Annotated in this window: 17 protein-coding genes and 1 tRNA gene; 6 read left to right on the forward strand and 12 right to left on the reverse strand. The window is 66.9% G+C overall.

Going from position 1 to position 22,668, the window contains the following annotated elements:
* Positions 1–48: 48 nt before the first annotated feature.
* The 8 genes from AC3IPM_RS12875 to AC3IPM_RS12910 form a co-directional block, all read right to left on the reverse strand.
* On the reverse strand, positions 49–1,914 hold the full coding sequence (locus AC3IPM_RS12875) for a glycoside hydrolase family 127 protein (protein WP_489300285.1): 1,866 nt from the start codon (positions 1,912–1,914) through the stop codon (positions 49–51).
* A complete protein-coding gene (locus AC3IPM_RS12880; RefSeq protein WP_489300286.1) occupies positions 1,911–4,100 on the reverse strand; it encodes a formylglycine-generating enzyme family protein in 2,190 nt (729 codons plus the stop codon). The genes AC3IPM_RS12875 and AC3IPM_RS12880 overlap by 4 nt, the downstream gene beginning before the upstream one ends.
* Before the next feature lie 37 nt (positions 4,101–4,137).
* Positions 4,138–5,091 (reverse strand): ribokinase, encoded by a 954-nt coding sequence (locus AC3IPM_RS12885; RefSeq protein WP_489300287.1) that lies wholly within the window; start codon positions 5,089–5,091, stop codon positions 4,138–4,140.
* Positions 5,088–6,305 (reverse strand): serine hydrolase domain-containing protein, encoded by a 1,218-nt coding sequence (locus tag AC3IPM_RS12890; protein WP_489300289.1) that lies wholly within the window; start codon positions 6,303–6,305, stop codon positions 5,088–5,090. The genes AC3IPM_RS12885 and AC3IPM_RS12890 overlap by 4 nt, the downstream gene beginning before the upstream one ends.
* Positions 6,306–6,451: 146 nt before the next feature.
* Complete coding sequence (locus AC3IPM_RS12895) at positions 6,452–8,626, reverse strand: TonB-dependent receptor (protein ID WP_489300291.1); 2,175 nt, start codon at positions 8,624–8,626, stop codon at positions 6,452–6,454.
* Positions 8,627–8,867: 241 nt separating this feature from the next.
* A complete protein-coding gene (locus tag AC3IPM_RS12900) occupies positions 8,868–9,734 on the reverse strand; it encodes a LysR family transcriptional regulator (RefSeq protein WP_489300292.1) in 867 nt (288 codons plus the stop codon).
* 108 nt (positions 9,735–9,842) lie between these two features.
* Entirely contained in the window at positions 9,843–12,293 is a 2,451-nt protein-coding gene (locus tag AC3IPM_RS12905; RefSeq protein ID WP_489300293.1) for a sodium:solute symporter, read from the reverse strand.
* Positions 12,294–12,378: 85 nt separating this feature from the next.
* On the reverse strand, positions 12,379–13,236 hold the full coding sequence (locus tag AC3IPM_RS12910; protein WP_489300295.1) for an HpcH/HpaI aldolase/citrate lyase family protein: 858 nt from the start codon (positions 13,234–13,236) through the stop codon (positions 12,379–12,381).
* 370 nt (positions 13,237–13,606) lie between these two features.
* On the opposite strand from AC3IPM_RS12910, the gene AC3IPM_RS12915 reads away from it, so the two are divergent.
* Positions 13,607–14,134 (forward strand): DUF3011 domain-containing protein, encoded by a 528-nt coding sequence (locus AC3IPM_RS12915; RefSeq protein ID WP_489300296.1) that lies wholly within the window; start codon positions 13,607–13,609, stop codon positions 14,132–14,134.
* A gap of 55 nt (positions 14,135–14,189) precedes the next feature.
* On the opposite strand, the gene AC3IPM_RS12920 is transcribed toward AC3IPM_RS12915, so the two are convergent.
* Complete coding sequence (locus AC3IPM_RS12920) at positions 14,190–15,212, reverse strand: NADP-dependent oxidoreductase (RefSeq protein ID WP_489300297.1); 1,023 nt, start codon at positions 15,210–15,212, stop codon at positions 14,190–14,192.
* A gap of 216 nt (positions 15,213–15,428) precedes the next feature.
* On the opposite strand from AC3IPM_RS12920, the gene AC3IPM_RS12925 reads away from it, so the two are divergent.
* Entirely contained in the window at positions 15,429–15,827 is a 399-nt protein-coding gene (locus AC3IPM_RS12925; RefSeq protein WP_489300298.1) for a hypothetical protein, read from the forward strand.
* A 25-nt stretch (positions 15,828–15,852) separates the two neighbouring features.
* Here the strand turns inward: AC3IPM_RS12925 and AC3IPM_RS12930 are convergent, their stop codons facing one another.
* On the reverse strand, positions 15,853–16,689 hold the full coding sequence (locus AC3IPM_RS12930) for an AraC family transcriptional regulator (RefSeq protein ID WP_489300299.1): 837 nt from the start codon (positions 16,687–16,689) through the stop codon (positions 15,853–15,855).
* Positions 16,690–16,764: 75 nt separating this feature from the next.
* Between AC3IPM_RS12930 and AC3IPM_RS12935 the strand changes: the two genes are divergently transcribed.
* The 4 genes from AC3IPM_RS12935 to AC3IPM_RS12950 all read left to right on the forward strand — a co-directional run bounded on the left by AC3IPM_RS12935 (position 16,765) and on the right by AC3IPM_RS12950 (position 19,345).
* On the forward strand, positions 16,765–17,952 hold the full coding sequence (locus tag AC3IPM_RS12935) for a YbfB/YjiJ family MFS transporter (RefSeq protein ID WP_489300300.1): 1,188 nt from the start codon (positions 16,765–16,767) through the stop codon (positions 17,950–17,952).
* A 198-nt stretch (positions 17,953–18,150) separates the two neighbouring features.
* Positions 18,151–18,226 (forward strand) — tRNA-Phe (locus AC3IPM_RS12940).
* Positions 18,227–18,403: 177 nt separating this feature from the next.
* On the forward strand, positions 18,404–18,739 hold the full coding sequence (locus tag AC3IPM_RS12945) for a hypothetical protein (protein WP_489300301.1): 336 nt from the start codon (positions 18,404–18,406) through the stop codon (positions 18,737–18,739).
* A 72-nt stretch (positions 18,740–18,811) separates the two neighbouring features.
* Entirely contained in the window at positions 18,812–19,345 is a 534-nt protein-coding gene (locus AC3IPM_RS12950; protein WP_489304139.1) for a lipocalin family protein, read from the forward strand.
* Between the two features lie 16 nt (positions 19,346–19,361).
* Here the strand turns inward: AC3IPM_RS12950 and AC3IPM_RS12955 are convergent, their stop codons facing one another.
* Positions 19,362–20,810 carry an amidohydrolase gene (locus AC3IPM_RS12955; RefSeq protein ID WP_489300303.1) on the reverse strand — a complete coding sequence of 483 codons (1,449 nt, stop codon included), beginning with the start codon at positions 20,808–20,810 and terminating at the stop codon, positions 19,362–19,364.
* Positions 20,811–20,834: 24 nt separating this feature from the next.
* On the reverse strand, positions 20,835–22,658 hold the full coding sequence (locus AC3IPM_RS12960; protein WP_489300304.1) for an amidohydrolase family protein: 1,824 nt from the start codon (positions 22,656–22,658) through the stop codon (positions 20,835–20,837).
* Between the last annotated feature and the right edge of the window lie 10 nt (positions 22,659–22,668).

A 22,668-nucleotide genomic window follows, 5' to 3' on the forward strand; every position in this document is an offset into this window, starting at 1 on the left:
ATGTTCTGCGTGGACAAAAAACACGCTGCGACGGCGTCGGCCGCGATCTCAGTCCGTGGGTGCCAGCGACAGCCAGGTCAGGCGCCAACTGCCGTGGTCCCGGCCGCCGCAACGGTAGTAGGGCTCGAACGGGAGCGGCGCACGGCCGTGCAGCTGCAGGGTGATCGTGGCGCCTTCACCCAGGTCCTCGCCCACTGCCAGCCAGTGCGCTGCGGGCCCCTCCGGCAAGCGCACGGTCTCCTCGGTCTTGTAGCCGTCGATCAAGCCGGTGGCATACACCAGTGGACCGTAGCTCACGCCCACATACTCCCAGCGCAGCACCTCCTGCACCACCGGCGAACCGTCGGGCGCACGGGATTGCTGCAGGTTGATGTTGGCCGCACGGTGCAGCCGCGGCTGCATCGGCAGGGACACATCGATGATGTCGCCGGCCTGCCAGGTGCGCTGCAGGGAAATGTATCCATCGGCACCGATTGTCGCCGGTTGCCGGTGTCCGTTGACCTCAATATCCACCGCCTCGGCCCAGCCCGGCATCCGCACCCCGATGCTGAACGTCGCGCGGCGTTCGGGGCCGACCGTAATGGTGATCCGGCCGTCGAAGGGGTAACGGGTGGCCTGCTGCAGGGTTACGTTGCCGGCGTCGGCATGCACCAGCGTGGCCTGCCCGGGACCGTACAGGTTCACCCGCAGCCCACCGTCGGCGGCCGTGCCATAAGCAACCTGTGGCAGCTCTTCCACCGCCATCGCACCACTGGATTTGCAGCAGCGCCAGTACGTGGTGTGCACACGTTTACCGTTGGGGTAGGTGTAATAGCACCAGTCCTCGCCATTGGGCGCCATTGCCGCCATCAGGTCGTTGTAGGCGCTGCGTTCAAGCTCGTCGGCGTAGCGCGCGTGGCCGCTGATGGCCAACAGCTCGCGGTTGAGCTGCATCCACGCCAGCACCGAACAGGTCTCCACGTAGGCCTGCGGGAAGAAGGTGCCGGGGGCATTGAACACCTCGCGCGAGCGATGCGCCACGCCCCCCCACGGCCCTCCTCCCAGGGTGAGATGCCGGTCGCGGATGCTGTGCCACAGCGCGTCCACGGCCAGGCGGTAGTCGTCGCGCCCGGTGGCCTTGTACAGCTTGGCCAGCCCCACCAGATTCCAGCTCAGCTGATAGGCCTTGCCGGTGGCGATGAAGGCCGCATCCTCGCCGGCGAGGGCCTTGTCGAGCAGCGCCAGGCGCGGATTCGCATTGGCCTGCTGCACGATGCGTTCGGCCAGGGCCAGATAGCGTGGCTCGCCGGTGGCCAGGTACAGATCGGCTGCCGGGTCCAGCAGCACCGTGGCCGACATCCCGTGGTGGTTGCCCAGCGTGGTGATGTCGATCCCCGACTCCAGCGCCTGCCAGCACAGATCGGCAATCCGGCGTGCGGCCTGCAGGTAGGCGTCGTCTCCCAGCGCACGCCAGGTTTCCAGGAAACCCAGGATCAGATAGCTGTGGGTCCAGACGTCCCAGGTGCGCAGCGCCGGTTCGCCATTCCAGCTTTCCGGCGTGGGCGGCTGCGGCACGGTGAAGCGGCGCGGTGCGGCGTAGGTGCCCAGGTAACCGTCTTCGTCCTGCTGGCTGATCAGCCAGTCGGCGACACCGCGCAACGCGGCCTGCAGTTGCGGCTGCCCGCCCTGTGCCACTGCGCGTGCGGTGGCCGACAGCCACTTGCCGGCGTGTTCACCGTACCAGTCGCCTTCCTGGTTCTGCTGCTTGTGGGATTGGCTGAAAATACGGATCGCCGCACTGTGCTCATCGACGATGAACGTGCTCAGCCGACCACGACGATTGGCGGCCAACGCCTCGCCGAGCACACCGTGCAGCGTGACCTGCTGCGGCGCGACCAGGGCCATGCCGCGTGCGGCGCGATGCAGACGGTTCATGCCGCATCCACCACGCAGCGGAAGCCGACCGTGCCGGAGCGGTCTTTGGACGGCCCCATCAACAGGTACTTGCCGTGCTGGTCCAGACGGTAGGCCTGCGGGAAGTACCAATGCGAGGTCTGCGGCTGGTAGCTGCTGCCGCCGCGCAACACCGCCGCGCGCGTGTGCGCGTCACTGAATTCGTCGGTCCACTGCCATACGTTGCCGACCAGGTCCTCCACCCCGAACGGGCTGGCCCCCTGCGGATGCGCATCGACATCCGCAGGCGGGGTCAGGCGGCGACCGCGGTTGACCCGCGGCATGCGTGCCGGGTCCCAATCGTTGCCCCACGGATAGGCGCGTTCGTCGGTGCCCTGCGCGGCGTACTGCCATTCCCACTCATGCGGCAGGCGTTTGCCGGCCCATGCAGCGTAGGCACGCGCGTCTTCGATCGACACCCAGGTAACCGGCTTGTTGTCCCAGCCCGCACGCGGCGCGCCGTCCTTCCAGTCGGCCAGGAAGTTGTGCGTGTCCGCCGGTTGGTAGCCACTGTCATCCAGGAACGTCTTGAACGCGGCATGGGTGACCGGGTAACGGTCGATATGGAATGCACGCAGTGTCATGCGGCGGCGATGGTGACGGCGCGCGCAGTCCTCCCACGGGTACTGGAAATCCAGACCCGCCCAGGTGAAGCCTTCAATCTCGATGCCACCGACCTTGAACAGGAATTCGCCGGCCGGGATCGTCACCATGCCGGCCGGCGCATTGGCCTGCGCGGGCGTGTCCGCGATCTCCAGCAGCTGTTGTGGAATTGCCGCCCAGGTACCCGAGAAGGCGTTGAGCGGCCGCTGCGCGCCCGCTGCGGTGGCGGCCAGGAACGTATCCAGGCCCTCCACCGTGGTGCCGGCGGCCACACTCAGCAGCGCACCGAACCCGCGCGCCTCCAGTGGCACCTCGATGTAGGCCAGGTCGTCGATGACCCGCGGCGCCAGGGCTCGGCCGTGCCACACGTCGAAGTACTGCGTGCCCTCGACATGTCGCAGCGCGATCTGTTCACCGTCCACCGCGTACTCGTTGCGGTTGATCAGGGTATGCAGGGTCAGGCCGTCGACGGGGAACCGGCTGGCAAAGATGCCCCCCTGCAGGCAAACCTGGTACGGCTCCCACGCCATCGACACCACCAGCTGCGGGAACCGGCGGTAGAGCGTGGCGATCCGGCGCAGGGCTTCGCCATCGCGCTGGGTGAACGGGTTCCAGACGCCCCAGATGTTCTCCCACGCGTTGTAGCCGATGCCGTTGAAGAAGCAGTACTGCAGGTCGTGATTGCGGTTGCGTCCCCAGCGGTTCTCGTAGTTGACCATGTGCCGCGGCTCCAGCCACTTCCACTTGGACACCGGCGGCACCGGACCATCGGGCGCCTTTTTGCCCCAGCTCTGCACGTTCCAGATCAGCTGTTCTTCTGAACTGATGGTGGACTCGGGCTGCACCACCACCGGGTTGCCGCGGGCATCGCAGGCGTCGAAGAAAGCGCGGGGCACGCCGTTGAACGTGTCACCGTTGATGCCATCGGCGCCGACCGCCTTGACGATGTCGGCCAGCCCGTCCCAATGGCTCACGCCCGGGTCGCGGGTGCCGTGATCCCAGGGTTTGGCGGGCAGGAATACCTTCACCCCGCGCTTCTGGAACGCCTGCACGGCAGTCCTGAGACCGTCCAGGCCACCGGGCATGTCGTGGGCCAGGTCGAACTGATTGCGGTCGTCGATGCCGATGTTGGGGTAGATGTACCAGATCAGGACCGAATCCAGCCCGCCGTAGCGTGCCGTCACATCGTCCAGGTAGCGGTCGACCGTGTACTGGCCGGTCGCGGCATCGAAGAAATACCGGTCTTCGACCATCATCTGCGCATGCACGAAGTTGCGCTGCGCCCACAGCAGTTCAGGGCGGCGATAGTTCACATCGGTGTAGCCGATGCGCACCAGGTGTTCGCGACGCCAATCCTTGAGCTCGTCGAGCCAATCGGCGGCGCTGGCGTTGGGGTCGATCATCCAGCTGCCGATGTCGGCAAACGGCCACGCCGGTGGCTTGCCCGGTGTTGGCAGGTAACGGCCGGTAGTCACGTGGGAAAACTTGTACTCGGTTCTGACCGCCTCACGCCCGTAGTCGGCTGCTTCGTTGTCATGGTCGGGGCTTTGATAGGGCGTGGTCATGGGCAGGGCATCCAGCAGGAAACAGGAAGATAGGGCATCAGCCGGCACACCACGCAGCCAGTGCGGCGTGGGCGTCGGCGTCGGGAAGGCGCGCGCGGTCGGACAGCAGCGCCTGGACGTCGGATTGGGCAGGAATGCTGGTCTGCGCCCCGAGCCGGGTGCAGGCCAGCGCAGAGGCGGCGGTGGCGGCGAGCAGCGCATCGGCCAGGGGCTGGTGGCGGGCCAGCGCGGCCACCAGTGCGCCACAAAAGGTGTCGCCTGCCGCGGTGGTATCGATCGGTTCGATGCCGAAGGCAGGTTGCAGCAGGCGCTGGCCGTCCACGCGGGCCAGGCAGCCGCGCGCGCCCAGGGTCACGATCACGCAGGGCACCGGCACCCGCGCCAGGCCCGTGGCCAGGTCCGGCGGATCGCCGGCCACCACCGCCAGCTCACCCTCATTGACGATCAGCACGTCCAGCAGCGACAGCAGTGGCTCGGACAGCCGCTGCGCCGGGGCCGCATTGAGCGCGACCTTGATGCCTGCCGCGCGTGCGCGGCGGGCGCAGGCGGTGACCACGTCCAGCGGGGTTTCCAGCTGCAGCAGCAGCCAGCCGATGCCGTCCAGCGGCGGCAGGTGCTCGCTGCGCAGCGCGGTGTTGGCGCCGGGGGCGACCGTGATGGCGTTCTCGGCGTTGTCGGCCAGGCAGATGAAGGCGGTGCCGGTCGGCAGCGCAGCGTCGCGCACGATCGACAACGCTACACCGGCATCCCGCAACGACGCTTCGATTGGCACGGCGACATCATCCTCACCCAGCGCCAGCAGCATCCGCGTTGTGACGCCCCCGGCACGCGCGCAGGCCACGGCCTGGTTGGCGCCCTTGCCGCCGGGGAACGTGGCGAATCCGTGACCAAGCACGGTCTCTCCCGGCGCGGGGACATGCGGGGCACGCACGACGAAATCCAGATTGGCCGACCCCACCACCAGTACCGCCGAAGGTGCAGCCACCGTCATGGTTGTACCGCCCCATCAACCAGGTTGTAGAACGCGGTGCTGATGCGTGGCAGGTCGTCCTTGCCGCCCGGCAGGTGCTGCAACATCAGGATCGCGACCAGCCGGCGCGGCGGGTCGATCGTGTAGTAAGTCGAAGCGGCACCCGACCAACCGAACGCCCCCACCGAAGCGGTCCGTCCCTTCATGGCCGGATCCAGCAGCACCGAACCACCCAGGCCGAAGCCTTCGGCATCGCTGAACTCGGTGACCGGCCTGGGCAAGGCGGTGTGGATCAGCTGGTTCTGCATCATCGAGGCCACGGTCGCAGGCTTGAGCAGCTGCACGTCGCGGTAGCGGCCCTGGTCCAGCAGCATCTGCGCGAAACGACCAACGTCATCGGCGCTGGAGTAGAGCCCACCGGCGCCGCTGGGGTACGCGCGCAGCGCGATACCGGGATCACGCGCATGCGCTTCATCGGCGAGCACCCGCTCGCCCTGCCCGCTCGTCGTGGTCAGTTCGACCACCCGCGCGCGATCCTGCACAGGCACCGCGAAGTGAGTGTCACGCATGGCCAACGGGCTGAAGATGCGCTGCTGCAGGAACTGCTCGAACGGCATGCCCCCCACGACTTCCACCAGCCGCGCCAGCACCTCGGTGGAGGTGCTGTCATAGCGGAAGCGCGTGCCGGGCTCGGTCGCCAGCGGTACCCGGGCCAACCGTTGCGTGTAGTCGGCCAGGCTGGCGGCCGCCTGCACGTGCTGCTGTTCCAGCAGCCGCGTCACCGCCTCGAACCCCTCCCCGCCCGCAGCGAAGCCGGCGGTGTGGGTGAGCAGATGGCGGACGGTCAGCGGTGTGCCGCTCGGGCGCAGTTGCGGGGCGTCGTCGCTTCCGCCGACGAACACCTGCAACCGTGAAAATTCAGGGAGATGCCGCGCCACAGGATCGTCCAGGCCCAGCCTGCCGTCATCGACCAGCATCAGGGCCGCCACCGAGGTGATGGTCTTGGTCATCGAATAGATGCGGAACAGGCTGTCGCGCTGCATGGGCCGGGTGTGCGCCCGGTCCTGCCAGCCGTAGCTGGCCCAATGCACGGTGTTGCCGTCGTGCAGTACCAGCGCGACCGCACCGGTGTAGCCATTGGCATCGGTCGCGTCACGCAGGAAGTGATCCACCTGGGGCAGATGCGGCGGTGGCGCCTCGGCGGCCATCACCGTGCCGCTGCCAGACAACGCCATCCACAGGGCCACCACCGCGTGACCACGTAACCGGCGTCGGCAAGGGCCAGCGTAGGGTTGTCCACGTGCCAGGCTGTACATCCGTGCTCCTGTGTCAAAGACAACGGCGCTGCAGTAAGCCCGCAGCGCCGCGTCCCTCTCGTCGATCAGAATGTGAAGGTGTGGGTCAGCGACACCATGCGGCCCCGGCCGGAGAAGAAGTTCTGCCAGCCCGGCAACTGCGACCAGGTCAGTACGTACTGCTTGTCCAGCAGGTTCTCGATGCCCAGCGACAGCTTCCCGTAGGAACCGGTGTCGTAGTTCACGCTCAGGTCCCACAACGCATAGCCGTAGGTATCCTCTTCATTGAGGTAGACCGCACCGTTGGCCGGATTGACGAAGGTCTCGCGCAGATCGCGGCTGAAGGTCCGGCTCACGCCCAGCGTAGCGTCCAGGCGATCATTGGGCGTCCAGGTGAGCGATGCGTTGACCTTGTCCGGCGAGATGTCCAGGATGCCCATCTCCTTGTTCAGCCCCGAGCCGTCGTAGTACTGCGTCTGGCCGCGGATCCGCGAGTACAGCAGCGTGGCCTTCCACTGGTCGTTGAACGTCCAGGCACTGTTGAGCTCGACGCCTTCGATCCGGGTGGGCGCGCGGGTGAGTATGAAGTCTTCGGTCACCTTGTCCACGGTCAGCGACGAGCCGAACTCGGAGGTGGAGCGGTACGCCGAAATACCCACCTGGGCCTGCGCGCCGCGCCAGTTGAACCCCACTTCCTTGTTCTTGGTGATCAACGGCTGCAGATCGGCGATGCAGGCCACCGCCTTGCACGGGCTGTTGGCCTGGATGTTGCGCAGCGGGATGCCGACGTTGGCGATACCGAAGCCTTCCGAATAGGCGGCGAACACCGACCATTCATCGCTGATGCGCCAGATCGCGCCGAAATTGGGCAGGTTCGCCTTGTAGTCAAGCTTGCCGCCCTGCACCGGAGTGAAGTCGCGGTAGGCGGTGGTGGTGTAATTGTCGATCTCCAACTGACCGTCTTCGCGGCGGATGCCCGCATCCAACGTCACCGGCCCGATGTCCCAGCTCAGCTGCGCGTACGGCGCTAGGCTGGTGTACTTCATCGGCGGTACCCAGACCCGGTTGGTCAGTGCCAGGCGCTGCTCGGCGGTGTCTTCCACCAGGTCCAGGCCGGCCCGCAGGCGCAGACCCTCCACCGTGAACAGGTCGCCATAGGCGTATGCCACGCGCAGGCCCTTCTTCTCGGACTTGATTTCCGACTGGTCCCAGATCCGCTGCGCTTCCGGCGGTGCCGGCTTCACCAGCTGGCGGTCCGCGCCATTCTCCGGCACATACCGCATCGCCTGCTGGGCCCAGTACAGGTCCACGCTCAGGTCGCCGCCAAAGAAATCGGCGTTGGTGTACTTGGCCGCGAACTGTTCGAAGTCGTTGAATTCGGCCAGCGCGCCGGCGATGGACCCCTTTTCGGCGGTGTTGGTGCTGGGCACCGGGCAGTCGACGGCATCGTAGCGGCAGCCTTCCACCGGAATGTAATTGTGCTTGCCGCCGATGTGGAAGTTGCTGTAGCTGGCCTGGATGCGCTGCATCTGGCCTTCGCCAAAGGTGTAGCCGCCCTTCAGGAACAGGTTCTTGCTGTACGAATCGGACAGCGAGCCCGAGGTGTTCAGCCCGACGCGACGGCCATCGCCATCGTAGGCGATGCCACGATCGATGTAGGCCCCGCTGACCAGGAAATCGGCCGCATCGCCCTTGTAGGTGTGGGTGATGCCGACCTTGGATTGCCCGCTGTCGTCCTTGAACTGCGTGCCATAGCGGGTCGATACGGTGGTCTGGTGGCCGTCCACTTCCGGGTTCTTGGACAGATAGTTGATCACGCCACCGGCACCGCCGATGCCCTCGGCTGCCGAGGGACCGTTGATGACTTCGATCCGGCCGATGACGCCCATGTCGGTGAATGTACCGTTGCGGCTGCCTTCGCGCAGCGGCGAGCCCTGCGGCACGCCATCGAACAGGCGCAGCGCGACGCGGCCACGCAGCGTTTCACCGCTGTTGCTCATCGCCTGCGAGGACTCGGAGTAGCCGGGGACCATCCGGGCAAGCACCGCAGTCGCATCTTCGGTCAGGTTGAGCGTGCGTTGCACCTGCTCCTGGTTCACCACCGTCACCGCGCCGGGAACCTTCTCGATGGCGATCGGCGTACGGCTGCCGGTCACGATCACCTGATCCAGGTCCGTGGGCGTTGCGTTCTGGGCCATGGCCGGGCTGATCGCGCAGGCAAACAGTGCAGTGCTGATGGCCGCAGAAAGTGGCTTGATCATTGATCTCTCCCCCCCGATATGGAAATGCGGGACAGCCGGCCGGGGAGCCGTCGCCACCGATGATGCACCTGGGCATTCGCCCTTCCGCCGGTCGGTGCGATCCCCTTGCGGCGATCGGCGGCCTGTCCAGCAACGAGGCGAGCCTAGGCGCGGCTCGGTGGCGATAGAACTGCAGTTTTGTATGTTCACTGCCTAGGATTTGTTTGCGCCCGCGCGGCAAAGCACGGGGAAACCCGTGGTATCAGCGTTGCGGCTCGACCAGCGCCGCGCGGCCTTCGTCCAGCAGCACGTTCACCAGCCGCATGCGCACCGACGAACGCGACCACACCACGCCGATCCGACGCGGTTCGCTGCACTGCGGCAAGGGAATGCGCACGACGTTCAATCCCTCCGGCCACGGTTTGGCCCAGTCCGGCACCAATGAAACACCCAGGCCGCGGTCGACCATCACCGCGATGGCGTTGAGCGCATTGAGTTCAAAACGCTCGCGCGGCACGATGCCCGCCTGCCGCAGATAGTCATCGGCCAGGCGCCCGCCCCACTGGTGGCGGTCGTATCGAATCAACGGCTGCTCGCGCAGCAGTTCGTGCGGGTCGCGGCTGCCCAGGCGGGCCGGCGCCAACACCACCAGCGGCTCTTCGCGCAGCAACTGCCATTGGCAGGTCTTGGGCAGGGCGAACGGCGCCTGCAGCACCATCGCCGCATCCAGGTCGCCCGCTTCCACGGCACGGTACAGGTCGGCCGAGTATCCCGGCTTGATGAAGACATTGATCTGCGGGAAGGTCACCACCATCCGCGACAGGATGTCCGGCAACAGGCCGGCCAGCGCCGTCGGGCATGCGCCCAGCCGCAGCTCGCCGGCGATGTCGTTTTCGTTGGCCACGCTGCGCAGGTCGGCGACATTTCGCAGCAGATCGCGCGCCCGTTGCAGGATGCGCGCGCCTTCCTCTGTCACGCTGACGGTGCGCCCAGCGCGGGCGATCAACGGCGCGCCCAGCTCACGCTCCAGCGTCCGTATCTGCTGGGCGACTGCCGCGGGCGTGATATGCAGCAACCGGGCCGCCGCGGCCATCGAGCCCCGGTCCACCACTGTCACGAATGTATTCAAAAACTGGGTTTCCACAGATAGACCTCTCAGCGCCTCAGCACGCTATACCAGCGGCGGGCGTAATGCGACACACCCCACATCGGGCAGGCGCCGGCCGACGTGCCGGCGTCATGGCGCCACCACGTCGGCAGGCGCATCACGGTAGATGGTCAGACCCTGCAGGGACTGGGCCGGTGCCGGGAAGAACAGGCTGGCCACATAGCCGATCACGATGCACAGCAGGATCGAGATGGCCAGGTAGAAGTACGGATGGACCAGATTCATGCTCCAGCACACCAGGGTGATGAGGATCGAGCCGGTCACGCCGATCGCCACGCCCTTGGCATTCGCGCGGCGGGTGAACATGCCCAGGGTGTAGGCACCGGCGAAGCCACCGCCGAGCAGCCCGGCCAGTTCGATGGAAACATCGAACAGCGAATGGATGTCATACCGGCTCATCACCAACGCGATACCGATACCGATCACGCCCACGCCCACCCCGGACCATTCGGCGACCCGCACGGCGGTCTTCTCGTTGGGGTCCTTGGCCAGCTTCTGGTAGAAGTCCACCGACACCAGGGTCGAGATGGAGTTGATGATGCTCGACAGGGTCGACATCGCCGCGGCGAAGATGCCGGCAATGATCAGCCCGGTTACGCCTGCCGGCAATTCAGCGGCGATGAACAACGGGAAGGTGGCATCGATGGGCAGCAACGGATTCAGCCGCTCCGGATTGTCGCGGTAGTACATCCACAGCGCGGTGCCGATGCCGTAGAACACGAAGCCTCCCGGCACCATGATCGCGGCGAAGGTCCAGATCGAGCGCCCGGCTTCCCGGTCCGAGCGCGTGGACAGGGTCCGCTGCATCAGCACCTGGTCCTTGGGGAAGGTCAACACCACGTCGAACACCACCAGGAAGATGAAGCCCCACACCGTGGCTTTGGTCAGGTCGAAGCTGAAGTCAAACAGCCGGATCTTGTCCTCGGCGGCAACGGCGCTGAGCAGTTGCGGCAGATCGCCGCTGGTCTGCATGAAGATGAAGCCGATCGCAAACAGCGCCCCGCCGAACATCACCAGTACCTGCACCACATCGGTCCAGATCACCGCCTTGGAGCCACCCACGGTGGAATAGATGATGGTGAACACGCCCATCACCAGGATCGACCAGACCACGTCGACACCGGTGATGGTGGAGATCGCCAACGCCGGCAGGAACAGGATCACGCTCATGCGGCTGCCGATCTGCATCACGATGCACAGCGCGCTGGACAGCATGCGGATGGCGGGGTGGAAGCGCGTCTCCAGGTAGGAGAACACGCTCATCAGGTCCAGGCGACGCAGCAGCGGAACGATCCAGACGGCAACGAACATCAATCCCACTACGGCAATGATGTTGTTGGTCATGTACTGCCAGTTGGTATCAAAGGCCTTGGCCGGGATGGCAATGAAACTGATCGAACTGGTGTTGGTGGCATACAGGCTGATACCGGCCGCCCAGAATGGAATCGAGCGCCCGCCGACGAAGAAGTCGGCCGTGCTGGCCGTCTGGTCGCGCAGGTAGAAGTAGAGCCCCATGCCAAGCATGGCCAGCAGATAGACCGCAATCACCACCCAGTCGAGCCAACGCAGCAGGTGCTTGCCCCCTTCGATCTCGGCGTAGTGGAACGGGCTGCCGGTGGCACCGGCGGTCGCCCACAGCAGGCCGTTGCCCCAGGGCGTGACCGCCACCGGCTCGCCCATCCCGGCATCCTCGCCCAGCGTGGCCCACGCGTTGGTGATGGTGTGGAAGGTGCGCGCATGCACCTGGCCTTCTGCATTCTTCACCAGCATCAACAGGTGTGCCTGCCCCAGCGGCCGCATCGATCCGGCAATGATCCGACCGTCAGGCGAGGCCAGCGCCTGCCAGCCGGTGTCCGCGCTCCACCGCCACAACCGGTCGCTGCTGCCCGGCACGCTCGCCCCGACATACAGCGCGCCCTTCTGCGCCTGCAACGCACTGGGCACCCCTGCCTGCGGCCAGGTCTGCAGCGGTTGCCAGGACCGGTCCGCGGCGGTGAGGCTACGGCGGTAGAGGTGGGTGACACCGGCCACGTCGGTACCGGTCACATACAGTGCGTCATTGAACGCGGCGGCATGGGCCGCACGCAGTGCGCCCGGCAGCGCGATCGCCTCCCCGACCACCAGCGCACCGTTGTGCAGGCGCACCGACTGCAACGTCGAGGTGAAGGCATCCTGCCCTTCCAGCAGATACGTCCGGCCGGCCACACTCACACTGCCCTGCAGTACCCCGCCCTTGTCCGCGGCCTGGCGCGCCAGCGGCTGCCAGGTGGTGGTGTCGGCGCCCAGCACCCAAGCGTTGTCCTTGCTGAAGGCCACCGTGCGCCCTTCAATCGGCACCAGGCCGGCGACCGTGACCGGTTCCGGCAACGCCGGCAGGCTGCCGGAGGTCACCGTCGTCAGACTTTCGGCGGCAACCGTGCCGCTGCCGATCAGCAGGAGCATGGCGGCAAACAGCTGCAGGCTGCGCGCGCAGCGGCGGAACAGCGTGGAAGTGAGCGCGGACGGTGCAGGCTTGAACATGAAGTCACCCGGGAAACGCGCGACAGGGCCGGTGCAGGCCGTCACGCTGGAAAAATGGAGATACTGAATGTGCCCGATGCCGCGGTCAGTCCACCGATCCACCGGCCGCGGCGAGGATGGCTTCGGCCCTGCGCAGGAAAGGCAGGTCGATCATCCGTCCTTCGAACAGGAACGCACCATGCCCGTGGCGGCTGGCCTGCACGGACGCGGCGACGATCCGCCGGGCTTCCTCGACCATGGCCGCCGGCATGCTGAAGATCGCGTTGGCGATACCCACCTGGCGCGGGTGGATGCAGCTTTTGCCGATGAATCCCAGCGCCTGCGCCATCTGTGCTTCGGCACGGAATCCCTCGATATCCTCCACGTCCGGATACGCACCATCACAGGCAAACACATTGGCCTCGGCTGCAGCGATCTTCATCGCAAACAGTGTGGCATGCACATTGACCCGGTCACGACGGATGCCGTTGGGCGCGAACAGATCGCCCAGGCCCACCTGCAGGCCGGTCACGCGCGGGTGCGCAGCGGCCAGTTCCGCGGCGATGCGCAGGCCCCGGGGCGACTCAATCGTGACCAACAGGTCAATCGGTCGCGCCACGGCGTTGTCCCGCTCGACCTGTTCCAACCGCGCGATCGCCGCCAGCAACTGCGGCACCGATTCGATCTTGGGGAAATTGAGCAGCGCTACCCCGGGCAGCGCCACCGCGGCCAAGTCGGCCTCGAAGTGCGGGCCGTCGGTGGCATTGGTCCGCACGATCAGCTGTTTGCCGTTGGCAAGGGTTTCGGGGCAACCCAGGAAATCGGCAACCTGACCACGTGCCTGATGCTTGCCCGCCTCGGGAACAGAGTCCTCCAGGTCGAACGACAGTGCATCGGCGTCGCCGGCCAGGGCCTTGCCGAACAATTCCGGGCGGGCGCCAGGAACGAAAAGCTTGCTGCGCATGATTTCCCCTCGTCAACCCGCGCAGTTTGCAGAATTGAAAAGCTTTGAAAAGCATGGTCCGCGACATTCATTGAATAGCATTTGTTTCGACCGGAACGGCACGGCGTGGCGCGCCGTGCGCTGACGGGCTCCCTCACCCCGGTTTCGACCCCGCCCGGTCATCCCCTGGGCGCGGTCAGCCCGCTAAAAATGTAAACAACTGCATACCCGCGCCGTCCAGAACCGCCCGAATGTAATCAGATGTAAGCAACTGTTTTCGCATGTATTCAAGCGATAAACACGCAGTTAATCGCAACGCGCACCCGCGCAAAAACCGCAGAAAGTACTGCCTATACTCGCCGCCCACAACAACAATGGCGACGAGGTGAACATGATCCGCGCAGCAAAACCGCACCACTACGCAGCCGCATTTGTTTTCATGCTGCTGACGATCACCGCCGTCGGCCACGCCACCGCCGAAGACCGCGACGTCTACATCGACGATCCGGTGCGGTGCGAATCGCACGACAACAAGACCGCCCAGTGCCCCATCCGGGGGCGCGCACGCATGGTCCACCAGCTCTCGCTCACCCGGTGCGTTGAAGGGGACAACTGGGGCCAGGCACGGGGTGCGGTCTGGGTAACGCGCGGCTGCCGCGCCGAGTTCATCGCCGAGCGCCCCCGCCGTGATCGTTGGCGTGACCGGGATCGCGACTGGGATGATGAAGAGCACGGCAGGACCGTGATCTGCGAGTCCTACAACTTGCGCGAGAACCGCTGCGACATCCGCGCACCACGCCGGGTGCAGCTGGTGAAACAAAAATCCACCACGCGCTGCCGCGAAGACCACAACTGGGGCTGGGATCGCAAGGGCATCTGGGTCAGCGATGGCTGCCGCGCGGAGTTCCGCGTCTACTGAGACCGCTGCGTACCGGGACGGGCGCACACCGCGCCCGCCACCGGTCGTCAACCGTTCAATCCAGCTTCACCACCAGCTTGCCGAAATTGCGTCCCTTGAGCAGGCCGAAGAACGCCTCCGGCGCATTGGCCAGACCCTCCACGATGTCCTCGCGATACTGCACCCGGCCATCCTGCAGCCATTGCTGCATGTCGATCAGGAACTGCGGGAACAGCGCATTGAAATCGGACTGGATGAAGCCACGCACATTCAACCGCTGGCGCAGTACCTGGCTCATGAACCCGGGCAGGCGATCGGGCCCGGGCAGCACCGCATCGCGTGCGTTGTAGCTGGCGATGGTGCCGCATACCGGGATGCGCGCGAAGTCGTTGAGCAGCGGCACCACGGGCTCGAATACGTGGCCGCCGACATTCTCGAAATACACATCGATACCGTCAGGCACAGCGGCGCGCAGTTGTGTGGCGAAGTCCTCTGCACGGTGGTCCAGCGCCACATCGAAGCCCAGCGTTTCCAGGTAGCGGCGTTTTTCTTCACCACCGGCGATGCCTACCGTGCGTGCGCCCTGCAGCCGCGCGATCTGGCCTACCGTCGCGCCAACCGGGCCGCTGGCAGCGGCCACCACCAGGGTTTCGCCGGGCTGCAGGCGGGCGATTTCCTGCAGGCCCGCATAGGCGGTGAAACCCGGCATGCCATACACCCCCAGCGCCGTACTGATCGGCAGGCCGTTGTCGTGCAGGCGGCGGGTCACGCTGTCGGCATCCACCACCGCATGGGTCTGCCAGTTGCCGGTAACCAGCACCTGCTCGCCCACCTGTACGCGCGCATCATTGGAGACCAGCACCTCGGACACCGTGCGCCCGTCCATCACCGCACCCAGCGCCACCGGGGGCGCGTAGGAACGGCCTTCCTCCATGCGACCGCGCATGTAAGGATCCAGTGACAGGTAGCGATTGCGCACCAGCACCTGGCCGGGGCCCGGCGTCGGCACGGGCACCTGCTCCAGGCGGAAGTTGGCGGCCACCGGTTCACCGGTCGGGCGCGCGGCCAGCACAATGCGGGTAGAGGTGAGGTCATTCATCGCGATTCAACTCCGAAGACATCCAAAGGGAAGGGCGACAGTAGGCGTTTGGGCACTGCAGGGGGCATGGGTAAAACAGCGTTCCATTGGCGTGCTCCCGGCGATGCAGCGTCAGCCCCTGTGCGGCCGTCGTTGGAGGTGCAGGCAGGGTCACAGCATTCCAACGATGGCACCCCGCTGTAGCCACACCACCTGCGCGTGGCGCATCATCGCCCGATGACGCCCCTTGCCGCCCACCTGCGCCGAAACGCGCTGCGCTACGTGATGCTGGTGATGTCCGCCACCACGGCCCTGGGCCTGGTGCTGTGGGCACTGCTGGGCACCGAGCCGGGTTGCGCGGTACGCGGGGGCCATTGGGGATCTACCGCATCCACCTGCTACACGCCGCGCTGCTTCGAGCAGGGCGACTGTGGCGAGTGGGCCACGCCGCGTGCGCGCTGCGACCGCGTCGCCCCCGGCGATCCGCGCGCGGCGGTGTACTTCCAGCTCGGCAATCCCCCGCCCGGCAACCCGCAGGTGGTGCGCTGGCCAGCGGACAAGGTCTCCGGCGATACGATCATCGCGCGCTTCGAGGGCGACCGCCTGCTCAGCCTGGCCTGCCCGGCCACGCCCTGACACCAACGCCGCGACACCGCAGCCTTCAGCCCGGCAGCGCCTCACTGTCCTGCCGCGCCCGCCGCCACTGCAGCGGGCTCATGCCCATCTCGATGCGGAACATGTAGTTGAACGCCGACGCCGAGGCGTAGCCCAGGTCGTGCGCGATCCGCGTGGGCGTGTGCCCCTGCGCCAGCCCTTCCATCGCACGCAGCAGGCGCAGGCGGATCCGCCAGGTGCGCAGGGTCATGCCGGTCTCGCGCTCGAACTGACGTGCCAGCGTGCGTGCCGATGCGCCCAGCAACACCGCCCATTCGTGCACCCCGCGCGGATCGCCGGGCTGGTCGTACAGCGCCTGGCACCAGCGCTGCAGGCGCGCGTCCTGCGGCCAGGGCAGATGGCGTGCCTGCCGCGGCTGGCGACACAACTGCACGCGGATCAGGCCGCACAACTGTGTGTAGTAAGGCGCGTCGGCGGCGGGTTGCACGCGGCCCAGCTCCACGATCAGTTCGCGCAGCAACGGCGACACGTCCAGCACCACGCACTGCGCGGGCATGTCCAGCGCCGCGTCGTCGGCGACATACAGATTGCGGAATGCCGCATCGCTCAGCGCGCCGGTGTGGTGGTACGTGCCGGTGGGTACCCACAGCGCCTGCTGCGGGGTGATCACGTGGCGCGCGTGCGCCGCGCTGACTTCCAGCACGCCGGCGGTGGCGTACACCAGCTGGTTCCAGCCATGCACATGCGGCGGGAAGCGTTCGCCTGCCGCGAGCTGCTGGCTGCGCGCCACCACCGGCCAAGGCAGGCGCTGCAGCGGCGGCACCGGCACTTCGCGCCAGCGGGAGGGCGCGCCCGCAGCGGTGGCGTGGCGTCTGGTCGACATGATGAGGCATTCTATCGAAAGACAGCCGCGGCGCACTGATTGAGGATGGCCCTGCCCTCCGCTTCTGGCCGCCGCATGCCTACCCCCCTCCCCTCCCCACCGCTGCAGCCCTGGCAGGTGATCGGCGCCGGCATCTGCGCCCTGGTGCTGACCGTCGGCCTGGCCCGCTTCGCCTACACCCCGCTGCTGCCATTGATGCGCCTCGATGCCGGGCTGAGCGCGGCGCAGGGCGGCTGGCTGGCCACCTTCAACTACCTGGGCTACCTGCTCGGCACCCTGCTGGTCGCCCGGGTCGGCGACCTGCGGCAGAAGTTCCGTTTCTACCGGGTCGGCCTGGTGCTGGCGGTCGCGGCCACTGCCCTGATGGGCGCCACCACTGCGCCGTGGCTGTGGAGCCTGCTGCGCTTCGTCGCCGGGCTGTCCAGCACCGCCGGGCTGCTGCTCGCCTCCGGGCTGGTGTTGAACTGGCTGCTGGCGCAACAGCGACGGCCTCGCCTGGGCCTGCATTTCACCGGACTGGGGCTGGGCATCGCGGTCTCCGGGCTGGCCACCGCCGCCTTGGCCGGACATGCCAGCTCCAGCGGCCAGTGGCTGTGGCTGGGCGCGCTGGGCGTGTTGTTCCTGGTTCCGGCATGGCGTTGGATGCCGGCCCCGATGGCCGGGTCGGCCGGCCAGGCCACCCCGGCACCCGCCCCGCCCGGCCCGCGCTGGCGTCGGTTGCTGGTGGCCGCCTATTTCTGCGCCGGCTTCGGCTTCGTGGTCAGCGCCACCTTCATCGTCGCCATCCTGGAGCAGACCGCCGCCTTCCGTGGTCACGGCAGCGCGGTATGGGTACTGGTCGGGCTGGCCGCCGTACCTTCCACGTTCGGCTGGGACCGGCTGGCCGCGCGCGTGGGCATGATCCGCGCCCTGATGCTGGCCTTCGCGCTGCAGGCCGTGTCGTTCGTGCTGCCACTGCTCGACGACGGTCTGGCCGCCGGGTTGGGCAGCGCCTTGCTGTTCGGGCTCACCTTCGCCGGCATCGTCAGCCTCACCCTCACCGTGGTTGGCCGCCACTACCCGCACAACCCGGCCAAGGCGATGGCCACCCTCACCCTGAGCTACGGCGTAGCCCAGATCGTCGCCCCCGCACTGGCCGGCACGCTGGCCCGCGACAGCGGCTCTTACCAGGCATCCCTGCTGCTCGCCGCGATCATCATGGTCATCGGCATCGTGCTGCTGTGGTGCATGCCCGATGACGCGCAGGACCGCATCGCGCACTGATCGTGCACCGCGCGCGCTGCGCATGAACCGATGTTCATGCGCAGGAAAACCATGCCGCCCCACACTGGATCAAGCACTTGGCCCCGTACTGCCAAGGCCGCAGCCACAAATGTGAAATTTTTTGCACGAAAGGCTTGCCGAACCCTGCATACCTCCGTATTATTCGCGTCCTCGCCAGCGGCAACGCAGCGATGAAGTGGCCGAGTAGCTCAGTTGGTAGAGCAGGGGATTGAAAATCCCCGTGTCGGCGGTTCGATTCCGTCCTCGGCCACCATTAATCAAGGGTTCTCAGCAATGAGAGCCCTTTTTTATTGGGCGATTGCACTGCACTTGCTGCCGCCCTTCCGTTCTGACGCGAAGGGTGAACGCGTAATAAAACGCCGTCCGCACAACGGCGGCCGCAGCTCAGATGATCCCCTATCGTGATGCCACCACCGTGTGGAGTTGCCTCATGTTGATGTTCGCGATTGCCCTGAACGCTGCCTTGTCCGGACTTCCTGATATCACCTGGGAGCGTGATCGCGCAGAGGATGCCCATCAGCTCACGCTTTGCCGGATCCATCTCGACCAGCTGAGCGGCACTCCGGAAAAACGTGAAGTGCATCAGCAGGCGAAGGCGATCTGCGACCTTCTTGCACGCGACTACAAGGAAAAGTGGGACTTCGATGCCCAAGATGCGTTGGCTGCGCAAGCCCAACTGACAGATTGGGATGCGCTGATCCGGCGCGGCGATGTGGTTGAAGTGCCTTACGGTAGCGTTGGCGATGCAGTCGCCCCCGCCTTCTGACAAAAACTTCACACCTCGCCCCCGCCCTGCCCCTAAGCTCGGGCGGTCCCGCCAGGAGTGTTGTCGATGCGCATGTGGCGTTCGTGGAGTGCCCTGATCGTGCTGCTGGCCAGCGCGTCCGCTGCGGCGCAGGCACCGGTTGCCTCGGTGGACACACTGGACATGGGCCGCTACGCCGGCCAGTGGCATGAGATCGCGCACCTGCCGGTGTCGTTCCAGAAAAAGTGCGTGGGCGATATCACCGCCACCTATGCGCTGCGCGCCGATGGCCGCATCAGCGTGCACAACGCCTGTCGCGTTGCCGATGGCGACCTCATCGCCGCCGAAGGCGTGGCGCGGCCGGTGGAAGGCGAACCCGGCCAACTGCAGGTTCGCTTCGCGCCGGACTGGTTGTCCTGGGTGCCGCTGGTCTGGGCCGACTACTGGGTGATCGCGCTGGACCCGGAGTACCAGTGGGCGCTGGTCGGCGACCCGGATCGCAAGTACCTGTGGATTCTGTCGCGCTCGCCGCGCATGGACAGCGCACTGTTTGCGTCGATCAAGGCCAAAGCCGAAGCCATGGGCTACGACCTGGCCCCGCTGCGGGTGATGGCGCCGCTCGACTGAGCGACGCCCGCGCCCTTCATTCCTTCGCGCGCTGGCGGTAGTCCAGCGGCGGATCCTTGCGCTCCAGCAGCGGCACATAGGTGAACTGTGCACCCCGACGCTGCTCGAATTCCGCCTTCGCCTCACGCACGGTCTGCGGCGATTGCAGCAGCGCCACGGTGGTCAGTGCCAACACCCGCGCCGCATTGAGCGCGCCCTTGTCGCCAATCGGTGTACCTGACGCGGCAACGGCCTGCCAACTGTGCGCGGGTGTGCCCGGCACCCAGGTGGCGGTGCTCAGGCCGACCGTGGGGACGTTCCAGCTGACATCGCCCACATCGGTGGAGGCGCCCCCGGCACGATCGGCCTGGTAGGCCTGCAACGTGGCAGCGCCATCCAGCGCCGGGCGCCGTTCCAGGCTCTGCTGCAGCTGCTGGGCGAATGCAGTATCGGCGGCGTCATAGACCACCCCGCCCACGCGCTGCAGTGAACGCTGCATCACCTGCCCCAGCACGTCATTGGGCAGCAACGAGTACACGCCGCCGGTCGGCTCGAACGCCACCTCGGTGCCGGTGCCCATCGCCGCACCGCGCGCGGCCAGCTGCAGGCGCTCGATCACATCGCGCACAACCGCCGGATCGACATGGCGCACGTAGTAGTAGGCTTCGGCAGCGTCCGGCACCACATTCGGCGCGGCACCGCCGTTGCTGATCACGTAATGGATGCGGGTGCCGTCGGGCACATGCTCGCGCATCATGTTGGCCATCACGTTGAGCGCTTCCACGCCATCCAGTGCGGAGCGCCCGCGATCAGGTGCGAGCGCGGCGTGCGCGGCGACTCCCTTGAAGCGGAACTTGCCGCTGATGTTGGCCAGGCTGGTGCCCTGCGCGGCGGAGTTCTCCGACGAGGGATGCCAGTGCAGCGCCACATCCACATCCTTGAACAATCCGGCGCGGGTCATGTAGACCTTGCCGCTGCCGCCCTCCTCCGCCGGCGTGCCATACACGCGCACCTCGCCATCCTGGCCACTGGCCTTGAGCCACTGCGCCACGGCCTGCGCAGCGCCCACCACAGCCGCGCCGAACAGGTTGTGGCCGCAGGCCTGGCCGGCAGACTGCCCCACGATCGGGCTGCGCGTGGGCAGCGCGGCCTGCGACATCCCCGGCAATGCATCCATCTCGGCCAGCAGCGCGATCACCGGGCCCTTGCCACGGTGTCCGTAGCGGGCCACGAAGGCGGTGGGCATCCCGGCCGCGCCGGCCTCGATCTGGAAACCAGCCTGGCGCAGCTCCTGTTGCAGCAGCGCCGACGAGCGCGTCTCCTGGTAGCCCAGCTCCGGCTGCGCCCACAGCGCCTGGCCCACCTCGGCCTGGCGCACCGCATAGGCATCCACCGCCTGCAGCACCGCCGTGCCCTCGTCGGCGTAAGCCGCGGGCACTGCACTGGCCAACAACAGCGCCAGCACGCGGCAGCGAGGTGAGTTCATGCTCGATCCCATCGGGGTGGTGCCTCAGTAGAAACGCAGGTTGTCGATCTCGAACCAGACTGTCTGGCCCGGCGTACCGCGTGCGGACAGCACCAGCTGCTGCACGTCATCGCCACGCCACACCGGCACCGGTCCGGTCGCCCGATACGGTGGCTGGCCCCGGAGTGCACGGAAGGGGATGTCCACGGTCTGCCATGTGTCACTGGCCGTTACCGGTGCCGTCCAGCGGCGGCCGTCCAGGCCACGCGCTTCCAGCTGCAAGGGGCTGCCACCGGTGCGTACATCCACGCGTACGCCTTGCCACTGGCGCAGATCGGCCGGTGCCACCGAGCCCCGGCTCAAGGGCACGATCACCGCCGCGAACGCGTCCGGCTTGCTCGACAGATGCGCCTGCATCGAGAGCGCCTTGCCGCCCTGCTCGCGATCCACCACCGCGGTGACCTGCACGGTGCGGTCGTTGCCGCCGTCGGCCTCGTCGGTGCGCAGGGTGTCCAGCGCCGTGCGCTGGTCGGCGCGCTCGAAGTCATCCACCAACGCGGCGATATGCAGCGGCGGCAGCGATTCGGCGCGGTTGCCGGCGGGCACCTTCACGCCCTTGCCCACCACCTGGCGCCCGGCAACATATACCTGCTCGGTATTGCGCACATCGGCGATGCGCTCCCACGGCCGTCCCTTGACCAGCAGCAGGTCAGCGCGCTTGCCCACTTCCAGGGTGCCACGGTCATCCAGCGCCAGCGCTTCGGCACTGGCGGCGGTACCGGCGTGCAGCGCTTCGGCGGGGGTCAGCCCGGCCTGCACGAACAACTCCAGCTCGCGCAGGGTGGACGCGCCGTGCGGTGTACCGGTCATGCCGGCATCGGTGCCCAGCACGATCGGAATGCCCGCGTCATGCAGCGTTTTGACGTTGCGCAGCGCGTTGGCGAAGTTCGCTTCACGTTGCCGGTAAGCCTCGGTGTTGGCGCGCGCCTTGCCGCTGCCATCCACGCGCTCGGGCAGATATACCGCCAGCGACGGCGAGTAGCGGGTGCCATGCTGTTTCATCAGCGCGATCAGTTCGGCATCGGCCGGGCCGTCCTGCACGCTGTGCGCCAGCGCATCCACACCGGCACGGGCGGCGGTCTTGCCGCGCTTGACCATCACGGTATGGGTGAACACGCGCAGCTGATGGCGGTGGGCTTCCTCGACCAGTGCGCCCAGCGTCTCTTCGTCCATGCTGCTGTTGTCGGCGGCATTGGAATAGCGCCAGCCGTCGGTGAAGGCCTTGATGAAATCCGGCTGATACGCCGCCACAAGTTTGACCGCGGCGGTAGCGGCCTCCGGCGAGTTGACCCAGCGCGTGGTGTTCTCATCGCCCCAGTCCGCCCCGTGCCCGAGCGGCGTGCTCATGCGCGCAGCGAACTTCACGTCCGGTGCGTTGATTGTTTTCAGCCATGCGCGGCGCGGCGCATAGGCCTCCGGCGGCTGGTGGAAGTCGCTGACGGTGGTGACGCCCGCCGCCAGGTAGCGGTTGGCGATCTGCGGCAGCGTCGAAGGCTGTGCATTCGGGGTCCAGTGGGTATGCAGGTCGAACAGGCCCGGCAGCAGCGCGAGGCCCTTGGCATCCACGCTGCGCGTTCCTGCCGGCGCCTTCAGGTCGGGGCCGATCGCCGCAATGCGGCCATCCTGGACCAGCACGCTGGCCGCGTAGGCCGCGCGCCCGGTGCCATCAAACACCATCGCGTTGCGGATCAGCACATCGTTGTCGGCAGCGCTGGCCACCATGCAGGCCTGGCCAGTGGCCAGCAGCACGGCGGTGAGCAGCGACAGCCGACGGGCGCGCAGCCCGGTCAGGGGCGAAGTCGAATGCATGCGGACATCC

This window comes from Stenotrophomonas sp. GL_111 (genome assembly GCF_057835245.1).

Excerpts from the sequence above, each read along its gene's own strand:
- AC3IPM_RS12875 (WP_489300285.1), bottom strand. The coding sequence starts at position 1,914 with ATGAACCGTCTGCATCGCGCCGCACGCGGCATGGCCCTGGTCGCGCCG.
- AC3IPM_RS12880 (WP_489300286.1), bottom strand. The coding sequence starts at position 4,100 with ATGACCACGCCCTATCAAAGCCCCGACCATGACAACGAAGCAGCCGAC.
- AC3IPM_RS12885 (WP_489300287.1), bottom strand. The coding sequence starts at position 5,091 with ATGACGGTGGCTGCACCTTCGGCGGTACTGGTGGTGGGGTCGGCCAAT.
- AC3IPM_RS12890 (WP_489300289.1), bottom strand. The coding sequence starts at position 6,305 with ATGGCGTTGTCTGGCAGCGGCACGGTGATGGCCGCCGAGGCGCCACCG.
- AC3IPM_RS12895 (WP_489300291.1), bottom strand. The coding sequence starts at position 8,626 with ATGATCAAGCCACTTTCTGCGGCCATCAGCACTGCACTGTTTGCCTGC.
- AC3IPM_RS12905 (WP_489300293.1), bottom strand. The coding sequence starts at position 12,293 with ATGTTCAAGCCTGCACCGTCCGCGCTCACTTCCACGCTGTTCCGCCGC.
- AC3IPM_RS12910 (WP_489300295.1), bottom strand. The coding sequence starts at position 13,236 with ATGCGCAGCAAGCTTTTCGTTCCTGGCGCCCGCCCGGAATTGTTCGGC.
- AC3IPM_RS12915 (WP_489300296.1), top strand. The coding sequence starts at position 13,607 with ATGATCCGCGCAGCAAAACCGCACCACTACGCAGCCGCATTTGTTTTC.
- AC3IPM_RS12920 (WP_489300297.1), bottom strand. The coding sequence starts at position 15,212 with ATGAATGACCTCACCTCTACCCGCATTGTGCTGGCCGCGCGCCCGACC.
- AC3IPM_RS12925 (WP_489300298.1), top strand. The coding sequence starts at position 15,429 with ATGACGCCCCTTGCCGCCCACCTGCGCCGAAACGCGCTGCGCTACGTG.
- AC3IPM_RS12930 (WP_489300299.1), bottom strand. The coding sequence starts at position 16,689 with ATGTCGACCAGACGCCACGCCACCGCTGCGGGCGCGCCCTCCCGCTGG.
- AC3IPM_RS12935 (WP_489300300.1), top strand. The coding sequence starts at position 16,765 with ATGCCTACCCCCCTCCCCTCCCCACCGCTGCAGCCCTGGCAGGTGATC.
- AC3IPM_RS12945 (WP_489300301.1), top strand. The coding sequence starts at position 18,404 with ATGTTGATGTTCGCGATTGCCCTGAACGCTGCCTTGTCCGGACTTCCT.
- AC3IPM_RS12950 (WP_489304139.1), top strand. The coding sequence starts at position 18,812 with ATGTGGCGTTCGTGGAGTGCCCTGATCGTGCTGCTGGCCAGCGCGTCC.
- AC3IPM_RS12955 (WP_489300303.1), bottom strand. The coding sequence starts at position 20,810 with ATGAACTCACCTCGCTGCCGCGTGCTGGCGCTGTTGTTGGCCAGTGCA.
- AC3IPM_RS12960 (WP_489300304.1), bottom strand. The coding sequence starts at position 22,658 with ATGCATTCGACTTCGCCCCTGACCGGGCTGCGCGCCCGTCGGCTGTCG.